General features: G+C 70.7%; 11 protein-coding genes. 7 read left to right on the forward strand and 4 right to left on the reverse strand.

Translation table 11 applies throughout. The features are described from left to right. Positions 1–4: 4 nt before the first annotated feature. The gene (locus tag ABT025_RS24390; protein WP_350998257.1) at positions 5–1,207 is read right to left on the reverse strand and encodes a GlxA family transcriptional regulator; all 1,203 of its coding nucleotides are present in this window, start codon (positions 1,205–1,207) and stop codon (positions 5–7) included. Between the two features lie 70 nt (positions 1,208–1,277). On the opposite strand from ABT025_RS24390, the gene ABT025_RS24395 reads away from it, so the two are divergent. The 5 genes from ABT025_RS24395 to ABT025_RS24415 all read left to right on the forward strand — a co-directional run bounded on the left by ABT025_RS24395 (position 1,278) and on the right by ABT025_RS24415 (position 5,980). Next, positions 1,278–2,285 (forward strand): NADP-dependent oxidoreductase, encoded by a 1,008-nt coding sequence (locus ABT025_RS24395; RefSeq protein ID WP_350998260.1) that lies wholly within the window; start codon positions 1,278–1,280, stop codon positions 2,283–2,285. 136 nt (positions 2,286–2,421) lie between these two features. Next, positions 2,422–3,552, forward strand: coding sequence for a S1C family serine protease (locus ABT025_RS24400; protein WP_350998263.1), 1,131 nt, complete (start codon positions 2,422–2,424; stop codon positions 3,550–3,552). Between the two features lie 27 nt (positions 3,553–3,579). Next, the gene (locus tag ABT025_RS24405) at positions 3,580–3,774 is read left to right on the forward strand and encodes a hypothetical protein (RefSeq protein WP_350998266.1); all 195 of its coding nucleotides are present in this window, start codon (positions 3,580–3,582) and stop codon (positions 3,772–3,774) included. Positions 3,775–3,845: 71 nt separating this feature from the next. After that, entirely contained in the window at positions 3,846–4,577 is a 732-nt protein-coding gene (locus ABT025_RS24410; protein ID WP_350998269.1) for a response regulator transcription factor, read from the forward strand. Beyond that, on the forward strand, positions 4,574–5,980 hold the full coding sequence (locus ABT025_RS24415) for a sensor histidine kinase (protein WP_350998272.1): 1,407 nt from the start codon (positions 4,574–4,576) through the stop codon (positions 5,978–5,980). Before ABT025_RS24410 ends, ABT025_RS24415 begins: the two co-directional genes overlap by 4 nt. A gap of 11 nt (positions 5,981–5,991) precedes the next feature. Here the strand turns inward: ABT025_RS24415 and ABT025_RS24420 are convergent, their stop codons facing one another. After that, entirely contained in the window at positions 5,992–6,579 is a 588-nt protein-coding gene (locus ABT025_RS24420; protein WP_350998275.1) for a TetR/AcrR family transcriptional regulator, read from the reverse strand. Positions 6,580–6,667: 88 nt separating this feature from the next. Here ABT025_RS24420 and ABT025_RS24425 point away from each other — a divergent pair, with 88 nt between their 5' ends. Then, complete coding sequence (locus tag ABT025_RS24425; protein WP_350998278.1) at positions 6,668–7,465, forward strand: alpha/beta fold hydrolase; 798 nt, start codon at positions 6,668–6,670, stop codon at positions 7,463–7,465. A 9-nt stretch (positions 7,466–7,474) separates the two neighbouring features. Here the strand turns inward: ABT025_RS24425 and ABT025_RS24430 are convergent, their stop codons facing one another. Then, positions 7,475–8,368 (reverse strand): phosphatidylinositol-specific phospholipase C, encoded by an 894-nt coding sequence (locus ABT025_RS24430; RefSeq protein ID WP_350998281.1) that lies wholly within the window; start codon positions 8,366–8,368, stop codon positions 7,475–7,477. Positions 8,369–8,578: 210 nt separating this feature from the next. Between ABT025_RS24430 and ABT025_RS24435 the strand changes: the two genes are divergently transcribed. After that, the gene (locus ABT025_RS24435) at positions 8,579–8,863 is read left to right on the forward strand and encodes an AbrB/MazE/SpoVT family DNA-binding domain-containing protein (protein ID WP_350998284.1); all 285 of its coding nucleotides are present in this window, start codon (positions 8,579–8,581) and stop codon (positions 8,861–8,863) included. A 437-nt stretch (positions 8,864–9,300) separates the two neighbouring features. Here ABT025_RS24435 and ABT025_RS24440 read toward each other — a convergent pair whose 3' ends face one another. After that, positions 9,301–11,154, reverse strand: coding sequence for a bifunctional metallophosphatase/5'-nucleotidase (locus tag ABT025_RS24440; RefSeq protein WP_350998287.1), 1,854 nt, complete (start codon positions 11,152–11,154; stop codon positions 9,301–9,303). Positions 11,155–11,441 lie beyond the last annotated feature (287 nt).

Below are 11,441 nucleotides of genomic sequence, written 5' to 3' on the forward strand. Positions count from 1 at the left end.
CGCGCTACGCGCGCTTCAGCCCCACGTCGGTTCTGGTGTTTCTGGTGTTCCTGTCGTCGCCCGTGGTCGGGCCTTCGGTCGGGCCCGCGGCACGGAACGTGCGCCGGTACGCGGACGGGGCGACCCCCGCCTCCGCCGCGAGGTGCCGCCGCAGCGAGGTGGCGGTGGCGAAGCCGACCTCGTGGGCGACACGTTCCACCGGCAGGTCGGTGGACTCCAGCAGGTGCCGTGCCCGCCGCAGCCGTTGCTGGGTCAGCCAGCGGCCGGGGCTCAGACCGGTCTCCTCCTGGAAGCGCCGGGCGAAGGTGCGGGTGCTCATCGCCGCCTGCGTGGCCAGTTCGCCCAGCGACAGCGGCAGTTCGAGCCGCTGGAGCGCCCAGTCGCGGGTCGGCCCGGTGCCGGTTCCGCTCGCCGGCGGCAGCGGCCGCTCGATGTACTGCGCCTGCCCGCCGTCCCGGTACGGCGGCACGACGCAGCAGCGGGCGACCTGGTTGGCCACCTCGCTGCCGTGGTCCTGGCGCACCAGGTGCAGGCAGACATCGACACCGCTCGCCGCCCCCGCGGAGGTCAGCACGTCTCCGTGGTCGACGAAGAGCACCCCGGCGTCGACCTCGACCCGGGGGAAGAGCTCCTGGAAGTAGTCGGTGAGCGCCCAGTGGGTGGTGGCCCTGCGCCCGTCGAGGAGACCGGCGGCGGCCAGCAGGAAGGCACCGGTGCAGATGGACACCAGACGGGTACCGGGGCGGACGCGGGAGAGCGCGGCGAGAGCTTTCGGGTCCGGGGCCGCAGCAGAGGCCGCCGAGACCGCGTACGGCGGGATGACCACGGTGTCCGCATCGTCCAGCACCTCGGGACCGTGCCCGGGGGTGACGGTCAGGTCCGAGTCGGTACGCACGGACTGCCCGTCCACGCTCGCGGACAGCACCTCGTAGCGGCCGTCGGCGGAACCCAGGACCCGGTGCGGGATGCCGAGTTCGAAGGGGTAGACGCCGTCGAGGGCAAGAACGACAACCTTGTGGGCGCCGGACCGCAGGACCGGACGCAGCCGACTGCCCACTTCGGCGGCGCGGTCCGAGCGGTCGGAGCGGTCCGAGCGGTCGGAGCGGTCCGAGCGGTCGGAGCGGTCCGAGCGGTCTGAGCGGTCGGTGCGGTCTGAGCGGTCGGTGCGGTCGGTGCGGTCGCCGTTGTCTGCGTGGTCACCAGGCATGGCAGGAATGTATCGGATGCTGACCTTCTTGCCATCGTCCGGACCGTACCGTACGGGTCAGGATCGAGGCATGAATTCGACGGACACTCCTCACAACCTCGTCTCCCCGGACTCCGCGAACCCCGCTCCCCCCGAGGGCGCCCCGGTGATGCTCGCCCTGCACCAGACGGCCCTCGGCGGCCCCGAGGTCCTTCGGCTGACCGAGCTCCCGCGGCCCACGCCCGGCCCCGGGGAGATCCTCGTCGCCGTGCACGCGGCCGGCCTCAACCCCACGGACTTCAAGCACCGCGCCCTGAGTGTCTTCCTGCCGCCCCCGCCGCTGACCCTCGGCTGGGACGTCTCCGGCACCGTGGTGGAGACCGGCTTCGGCGTCACCCTCTTCCGGCCGGGTGACGAGGTGTTCGGCATGCTGCCCTACCCGTACGGGGCCGGCTCCCACGCCGAGTACGTGACTGGCCCCACCCGCGCCTTCGCCGCCAAGCCTGCCGGGATCGACCACGTCCAGGCGGCCGCTCTGCCGCTGGCCGCGCTCACCGCCTGGCAGGCCCTCGTCGAGACCGCGAACCTCCGGGCCGGGCAGCGGGTGCTGATCCACGCCGCGGCCGGCGGTGTCGGCCATCTCGCCGTACAGATCGCCAAGGAACGCGGCGCACACGTCACCGGGACGGCGAGTGCCCCCAAGCACGACTTCCTGCGCGGGCTCGGCGCGGATGCCTGCATCGACTACCGCTCCGAGGACTTCACCGACGCGGAGGAGCCCTACGACGTCGTCCTCGACACCCTCGGCGGTGAGACGGCCACCCGTTCCATGGGCGTACTCCGCCCCGGCGGCGTCCTCGTCTCCCTGCTGCCGGGCGACAAGGACACCCGGGCCGCAGCGGAGAAGGCACAGGTCCGCGCCGTCGTCCTGCTCGTGGAGCACGACCACGCCGGAATGCGCGCCGTCGCCGAACTCGTCGACCGGGGCAGGCTCCACGCCCACGTCTCCGGCACCTTCCCTCTCGCCGAAGGAGCCCGGGCCCACGTCCAGGGAGAGACGGGCCGCACCACGGGCAAACTGGTCATCACCGTGCGCTGAGGCGCAGCGGGGCCGGTGCGCAGGATCCTCGCCCGGGGCCTGGGCAGAGGATCCTTATATCGGGCATACGAGGTTCTGCCGGGCTTCTCAGCGGGGACTCAGGGTCCTCTCATGTTCGCTGGACACTCTCGTAGACATGACAGAGAGCCAGCGCCCGAGCGGCGAGTACCCGATGTACCCCTCGTACGGCAACGGCGACGCGGCCTACCCGCCGCCGCCGTCATACCAGCCCGTCCAGCCGGTCGCCATGGGCCCCGGGACCACCGTGTGGCCCGCCCCCGGCACGGCCGACGCCTACACCGGCGGCGGCCACGGCGGTGACGGTCTCCACGGGATGCCGCAGCCGGCGCCCGGACCGTCCGCCCCCCGCCGCCGGGTCCGGCGGCCGGTCGCACTCCTCGCGGCGGTGGCCATCGCGGCCGCGATCGTCGGCGGCGGCACCGCCACCGTGATCGGACAGCTCACCGACAACGGCACCGACAGCACGGCCGGCAGCGTCATCCCCGGCACCACCGTCTCGCAGAGCAGTAAGGGCACCGTCTCCGGTGTGGCCGCGGCCCTCTCACCGACCATTGTCGAGATCGGCGCGACCTCGACCGCGGGCCAGTCCACCGGCTCCGGAGTGGTCATCACGTCGGACGGCGAGATCGTCACCAACAACCACGTCGTCGCAGGCGCCACGTCCATCAAGGTCACCCTGAGCACCGGCAAGACGTACACCGCCGAGGTCGTCGGCACCGACGCCGACAAGGACCTCGCGCTGATCAAGCTCCAGGGCGCGAGCGGCCTGAAGACGGCCACGCTCGGCGACTCCTCCAGGGTCGCCGTCGGCGACGAGGTCGTCGCGATCGGATCGCCGGAGGGCCTCACCGGCACGGTCACCAGCGGCATCGTGTCCGCACTCGACCGCGATGTCACGGTCGCCAAGGACAGCGACAGCGGCAGCAGCCAGGAGCAGGGCCGCCAGGGCAGCGGACAGCAGTGGCCGTTCGAGTTCGGCGGACAGCAGTTCAACGGCGACACCGGCGAGTCCACCACCACATACAAGGCCATCCAGACCGACGCCTCCCTGAACCCGGGGAACTCCGGTGGCGCCCTGATCAACATGGACGGCGAGATCATCGGCATCAACTCCGCTATGTACTCGGCCAGTTCGTCCAGCAGCTCGGACAGCTCCAGTGCGGGCAGCGTCGGCCTCGGCTTCGCCATCCCGGTGAACACCCTCAAGGCGGACCTCGACACACTGCGGGCCGGCAACAGCTCCTGAGCAGACCGAAGAACAGAGGAGACAGCCGTGCACCACCCGACCGACACCCTCGCAGGCCCCGCAGACCTGACCCTGCCGCTCAAACTCGTGGCGTTCCTCGCCGAGCGGGCACCCGCCGGCAGAACCGGTGACAAGCAGCCCCGCGCCGCGGAGCTCCGCACCACGGCCGGCAGCCGAGGCCGCCGTGCCGCGCGACGCCGCGCCATGGCCGTGCGAGGCTGAGAACCGGGGCCGGGAGCACCGCTCCCCACCCCGCCCCGCCCCGTACGGAACGAGAAGAGGACGAAGCAGCGATGAGCCCCGCCGAAGACGATCCCCAGCGCATCCTGATCGTCGACGACGAGCCCGCCGTGCGCGAGGCCCTGCAGCGCAGTCTCGCGTTCGAGGGGTACGGCACCGAGGTCGCCGTCGACGGACTCGACGCCCTCACGAAGGCGGAGTCGTACGACCCCGACCTCATCGTCCTCGACATCCAGATGCCGCGGATGGACGGGCTGACCGCCGCCCGCCGCATCCGCGCCACGGGCACCACCACCCCCATCCTGATGCTCACCGCCCGCGACACCGTCGGCGACCGCGTCACCGGGCTCGACGCGGGCGCCGACGACTACCTGGTCAAGCCCTTCGAGCTGGACGAACTCTTCGCCCGCATCCGGGCCCTGCTGCGCCGCAGCTCGTACGCGGCCACGGCGGGCGGCCCCATCCCCGACGACAACGTGCTGGCCTTCGCGGACCTGCGCATGGACCTCGCGACCCGTGAGGTCATGCGCGGCACCCGCCACGTGGAGCTGACCCGTACCGAGTTCACCCTCCTGGAGATGTTCCTGGCGCACCCGCGCCAGGTGCTGACCCGCGAGCAGATCCTCAAGGCGGTGTGGGGCTTCGACTTCGAACCGAGCTCCAACTCGCTGGACGTGTACGTGATGTACCTGCGCCGCAAGACCGAGGCGGGCGGCGAACCGCGCCTGGTCCACACCGTGCGGGGCGTGGGCTACGCACTTCGGTCAGGGGGTGGGGACGGATGACGGGGCCCCTGCACCGCATCCGCGCCCTGCCGCTCCGCTCCCGGCTGGCGCTGCTGGTCGCGACCGCGGTGGCGGTGGCGGTGGCGGCGGTGGCTGCCTCGTGCTGGTTCGTGACGAAGGCGCAGCTGGAGCACCAGCTGGATACGACGCTGCGCAGCACCAACGTCGACGACCGCTACCTGACCGGCCTCTACAACTACTGCCGGGGCAGCGCCCAGACCCTGCCGACCTCCTACTCCGGCCTCACCGTCCAGCTCATTGACGCCCAGGGCACGGTCTGTCTCGCCCCGGACTCGTCGGAACTCCCGGTGACCAGGGCCGACCTCGCGGTGGCCAAGGGCGAGCTGCGCAATGCGCTGCACTCCGCGACCGACGCGGACGGTGCGAAGATGCGCGTCTACACCGCCCCGGTGAAGGGGCCGACCGGCCTCGCCGTCTCCATCGCCAGCCCGATGAGCGAGATCGACAAACCCCTCACCACTCTCGCCTGGGTCCTCCTCACCGTCTCCGGCATCGGCGTCATCGGCGCCGGCGCCGCCGGACTATGGGTCGCCCGCTCCGGCCTGCGCCCCGTCGACGAGCTCACCGAGGCGGTCGAGCACGTCGCCCGTACCGAGGACCTGACGGTCCGCATCCCGGTCGAGGGCGAGGACGAGATCGCCCGCCTCTCCCGCTCGTTCAACTCGATGACCGCGTCGCTCGCCACCTCCCGCGACCGCCAGGCACAGCTCATCGCCGACGCCGGCCACGAGCTGCGCACCCCGCTGACCTCACTCCGCACCAACGTCGAACTCCTCGCCCGCAGCGACGAGACCGGCCGGGCCATCCCGCCGGACGACCGCAAGGCGCTGATGGCGTCGGTGAAGGCACAGATGACGGAGCTGGCCTCCCTCATCGGCGACCTCCAGGAGCTCGCCCGCCCGGACGCCGCGGACCCCGGCCCGCTCCAGGTGATCGCGCTCCACGACATCGTCCGCACGGCCCTGGAACGGGCCCGTCTGCGCGGCCCCGAACTGACCATCACGGCGGAGCTGGCCCCCTGGTACGTGCGGGCCGAACCGTCCGCCCTGGAGCGGGCGATCGTCAACGTCCTCGACAACGCGGTGAAGTTCAGCCCATCAGGCGGCACGATCGACGTGGTCCTGCACCGGGGCGAACTGACGGTCCGGGACCAGGGACCCGGCATCCCTGCCGACGAACTCCCCCACGTCTTCGAACGCTTCTGGCGCTCCCCCTCCGCCCGCCAGCTCCCCGGCTCCGGCCTGGGCCTGTCGATCGTGGCGCGCACGGTCCAGCAGGCGGGCGGCGAGATCGCCCTGCGCCCGGCGGCAGGCGGCGGCACGGAAGCCGCGATCCGCCTCCCGGGAGCACCCCAGCCACCTCCGGACTCGCCGCAGGATTAGGGGCGGCAGCGCTACGCCCCCTCCAGCCGCCCCGCCAGCGCCCGCAGCCCCGCCGCGATCTCGGCGGCATCCGGCGCCCCGTCCGGGTCGGTCAGCCACTGGATCATCACGCCGCTCATCAGCGCGAGCTGCACCGACCCGAGACCCCGCACATCCGCCTCGGCGACCTCCGCCTCCGGCACCCCGGTCAGCCGCGCCGCGACTCCCCGGCGACCCTCACGCTGCCCGGCGGCCAGGAGGGCCAGCAGATCCGGGGAGCTCTGTGCGTGGACGAAGGCCTCCACCGAGGCGATCCAGAGCCAGCGGTCGGTGCGGTACGAGGCGATCTCCCGCGTCCACAGGTCCGCGTACCGCTCGGGGACCGTACGGCCCCCCGCGCCGGAATCCGCGCCGGAATCCGCGCCGACCCGCTCGCCCCACTCGTCGATGGCCGCGAACAGCGCCTGGTTGAGCAGGGCCTCGCGGGAGCCGAAGTGGTAGCCGATCGCCGCCATCGAGACCCGGGAGGCGGTGGCGATGTCGCGCACGGTGGTGCGGAGATAGCCCTTCTCCTCCAGGCAGCGCCTGGCCCCGGCCAGCAGATCCTCGCGGTTTCCCATGCCCGGGATCGTACGGCTCCGCCGCTTGGGCAAGCGATCTATACACATGTATTGCGCGAGTGATCTATACGTGCGTACAGTCACTGTCATGACTCAGCACACCGCAGCCCGACGCGAACTGACCATCGACGGCCGCCGTCTCTCCTACCTGGACCACGGCCCCGCCACCGGTCGGCCGCTCCTCGCCCTGCACGGCCATCTCTCCGAGGGAGCCTCCTTCGACGACCTGGCCGCCGAGCTCGGCCCCGAGTGGCGGGTCATCGCCCCCGATCAGCGCGGCCACGGCGACTCGGACCGGGCGGACGACTACAGCCGGGAGGGGTACGTCTCCGATCTGACCGCACTGCTCGACCACCTGGACACCGGCCCGGTCGTCGCCCTCGGGCACTCGCTCGGCGGCATCAACGCGCTGCACCTCGCCGCCACCAGGCCGGCCGCGGTCGCCGCGCTGGTCAACACCGACGCACCGGTCGACCTGCCACACGGGGAGACCAACCCGCTGGCCTTCCTCGCGGGCTTCCCGTACACCGCCCCCACACGGGAGGAACTGATCTCCGCCTGCGGTCCGGTGGGCCCGATGGTGGGACCCCTGCTGCGACCCCTGCCGGGCGGCGACGGCTGGCGGCTGCCCTTCCATCCGCAGGACACACTCGACTCCGAGCGGCAGGTGCACGGCGACCACTGGGCTCAGTGGCTGGCGAGCGACTGCCCCGCGCTGCTGATCAACGGCCGCACCAGCCAGGTCCTGCCCGCCGAGCAGGCTGCCGCGATGGTGTCGCTGCGCCCGCGCACCTCACTCGTCACGCTGGAGACGGATCACTTCGTACAGTTTCAGGACCCGAAAGGGTTCGCGCGGACGGTGAGGGAGTTCCTCGCGACACCGTGAACACCACTCTCAGGAGCCCGGGTTGTGCCGGATCAGCGAGTCCACCAGGCCCGTCCTGGTCGCCGGGAAGTCCAGCGGGACGATGCCGAGGCCGGTCCAGCCGGCCGTCCCCGAGGAGTCGAGGAACGAATGGACCTGGGGGTTGAGCCGGTCCGCGTTCCAGCGGGGCGGCAGCAGGGCAGCGGTGCTCACGTAGTTCATGAACAGCTTGCCGGGCTGCGTGGCCGCCCTGCGGAACTGGTCCTCGATCTTCGGGTACTTGGCGAACGGCTCCGCCATGTAGTCGTCCTGGATGTCGAAGAGCCCCGGATCGGCGTACCGCACCCCGGGCAGCCCGCCGTTGTCGGCGAGGAGCACCACCTTGCCGCGGGCCCCTCCCAGCGTCGGCAGCGCGGAGTCGATGTGGAACAGCGGGCGCCAGCCCTTGGTGTCGAGGTACAGGTCGAAGATCCGGCGGAACGCGGCGTCGCTCTCCTCCGAATACTCCTGCTTGACCCGCATCAGCACCGTCTCGGTGGGCCGCTGGGCGAGGAAGTCCCGGCAGGCACCCAGGACATCGCCGAACATCAGGTTCTGGTACGAGGCCCCGTGGTGGATCGCGAACGAGTCACCGGTGATCCGGCACCGTACGTCGAGAAAGCGCAGCCCGCTGTTCAGCTGCTCCGCGATCGTGGTGTTCTGGCACTCGGTCCAGGGGCCGCCGTAGCGGGCGCCGGAGTCGTGCGAACCAGGAATCGTCAGCCGCTGGAGCGCGGTGGAGTCAGCGACGCCGCTCATCCAGTCCTGCACGGTGAGGGCCTGCCGGGCCTCGGCACGCGCGGGCCCGGCGCCGACGAGGGCGGTGGCGGTGACGGCGAGCGCTCCGGCCAGAAAGTGTCTGCGGTTCGCGGTGTACGGGCTCATACGGGGACGCCTCCGGGGCCGTGTGGGGTCAGCCCCCGGATTATGACCCGTACACATCACACAGGGAACGGGGCGTGGACCCCTGGGCATGCACAGTTCACATCACCCCGGGACTCACAACTTTCGTATTTTCTAATTTCGCAAAGTTTGAATCTTAGATTCTACGGTGATGGATTGACGAGACTGGCGACAGAGGCAGGAGGTCATCACTTGACTACAACGACAGCCACACTGCGTACGAACGGGCAGGTCACCCTGCCCAAGGCCATTCGTGCCGCCCTCGGGGTGGAACAAGGCGACGAGCTCGAGTTCGAGATCACCAGCGCCGGCGAGGTGACGGTGCACGGACTCACCAAGATCCGCTCCGACCAGGCCTGGTTCTGGACTCCGGAGTGGCAGGAGGGCGAACGCAGGGCCGGCGAGGACGTCGCGGCCGGGCGCACCGCCGTCCACGAGGACGCGGACAGCATGTTCGCGCACCTCGACGAAGACTGACCGCTGACACCGGGAGGCCCGATTGCCGACTTTTGAGACGACTGCCCACTTCAAGCGCGATTTCAGGTCTCTGAAGCCTGAGGAGCGAAAGCGCTTCGAAGACGTCATCCGGAAGAACTTCGTCCCGGATGTGGAGCGAGGGCAGTTCCGACCCGGGCTCCGGGTCAAGCCGGGCCAGGGCATCCCCATGCCACAGGGCGCACGCCCCGTCATGGAGATGACGTGGGCGCCCGACGGCCGTGCCACCTGGCAGTACGGGGACGAAGTCCGTCCAGGTGAGACGCACTTCCTGTGGCGCCGAGTGGGGGGACACGAAATCTTCGTTCCCGGACCGGCCTGACAAGCCGACGGCCCGCCACTTCCCGTGGCGGGCCGTCGGTTTTCGAACTCGGTCCGAGCGGTGGGGCACTCCCCTGCATGCCGGACCTGTGCCGGAGCTACTGGACGACCGTGATCCGGTCCGTCGCCGGCGGGGCCAGGGGCGCCGCGGCCGTGGAGTGCGCGGCCAGGTAGGCGTTGAACAGGTCCAGGTCGGAGGCACCGACCAGCTTGTTGGTACCCGCGCCGAGGGCCGCGAAGCCGTCGCCGCCGCCCGCGAGGAACTCGTTCATCGCGACCCGGTAGGACTTGGCCGGATCGATCGCCGCACCGTTCAGCCTGATGGAGTCGGCGACCACGCGCGCGGCGCCCGACTTCGTCATGTCCAGGGTGTAGGTGAGGCCCTCGGAGATCTGAAGGATCTTCGGGCTGGCCTCGTTCGAACCGCTGACCTGCTGCTGGAGCGCGCTGACCAGCTGAGCACCGGTCAGGTCGACGACGTTCATCATGTTGGTGAACGGCTGCACGGTGAACGACTCGCCGTACGTCACGACGCCGTCGCCCTCACTGCCCGTCGCCTTGTAGACCAGGTCGGAACGGATGCCGCCCGGGTTCATGAAGGCGACGACCGCCCCACCCTTGTCCGCCGCGGCCAGGCCCTCCAGCTGCGCGTCGGCGATCAGGTTGCCGAGCGGCTTCTCGGGGGCCGTGGAGCCACGGCCGTTGATGTCGGCGGAGATGAAGCCCTGCGGCCGGTTGGCGATCGGCGCCGCGAGGGTGTTCCAGCGGGCGATCAGGTCCGTCATGTCGGTGGCCTTGGCCTGGTCCCGGGTGACGATGTGGTTCGCCGAGACCGGGTTAGCCGGCGCGGGGTGCTTCGAGGCGGTCTTCGCCGAGCCCTTCACCGCTGTGCGCACGATGTCCTTGGTGCGACGGTCGTACGTGAGCGTCGTGTCCGTGTACAGCTTGCCGAACGACGAGGCCGAGGTGACCAGGCGCGGGTTGCCCGCCGGGTCCGGGATCGTGCAGACGTACGCCTGGTGCGTGTGGCCCGTCACCAGCGCGTCGACCTTGGGCGAGATGCCCTTCGCGATGTCGGTGATCGGCCCGGAGATGCCGTCACCGGCGGCCGGGCTGTCGCAGTCGTAGTTGTACGAGGAGGAGGCCGGGGCGCCGCCCTCGTGGATCAGGGCGACGATGGACTTCACGCCCTGCCGGTCCAGTTCCTTGGCGTACTTGTTGACCGTCTCGATCTCGTCGTGGAACTTCAGGCCCTTGACACCGTTGGCCGTCACGATGTTCGGCGTGCCCTCAAGGGTCACGCCGATGAAACCGATCTTGACGCCGTTCTTCTTCCACACCGTGTACGGCTTGAGGATCGGCTTGCCGGTCTTCTCGTCCGTCACATTGGCAGCCAGGTACGGGAAGTCGGCGCCCTCGAACTTCTTGCCCTGCTCGTAGCACCCCTCGACCGGGTGGCAGCCGCCGTTCTGCAGGCGGGCCAGCTCGGTGGCGCCCTCGTCGAACTCGTGGTTGCCGACGGTCGTCACGTCGAGGTCGATCTTGTTGAGCGCCTCGATGGTCGGCTCGTCGTGGAACAGACCCGACAGCAGCGGGCTCGCCCCGACCATGTCACCGCCGGCCGCGGTGATGGAGTACGGGTGACCCTTGCGCGCGGCGCGCAGCGAGGAGGCGAGGTACTCCACGCCGCCGGCCGGAACGGCCTTCGTCGTGCCGTCGGCCTGCGTCTCGGTGACCGTGCCGGCCGAGCCGGCCGGCGGCTCCAGGTTGCCGTGCAGGTCGTTGAAGGACAGCAGTTGCACGTCCACGGTCCGGGCCGGCGTGTGGTGGCCCTTGCCGTGCCCGTGCGCGTCGGCCGGCATGGCGGCGACCAGCGCGCCGACGGTGGCCAGACCGGCTGCGGCGGCGAGCACCCGCCGGGACGCGCGGTTCTTCTGCGGTGTCGCTGACATCGATCCCCTTGTGAGCTCAGCGGGAGGTATGAGGGTGGTGCCAAGTCTGAAGACTGCGTGCCGCAGCCTAGAGTCAACGCGCGTAGCGCGACAGATGTTTGGGGTTACGAATAGGTTGCCGCCCGATCGGAACGGGGCCATTCGCCCATATGGCACACACGTACGAGCGGGATCGTCGCGGCGCCTGCCCTCGGTGCGGGTGTTCCCGTGGGGTGCGGGGTTCGCCGCTACCCGGTGGGTGGGGGTGGTGCCCCTCCGGGGCGTCTCCTCAGAAATGGCGTGTGCAC

It is taken from the genome of Streptomyces sp. NPDC002809, from assembly GCF_040295435.1.
Taxonomy (GTDB): Bacteria; Actinomycetota; Actinomycetes; order Streptomycetales; family Streptomycetaceae; genus Streptomyces.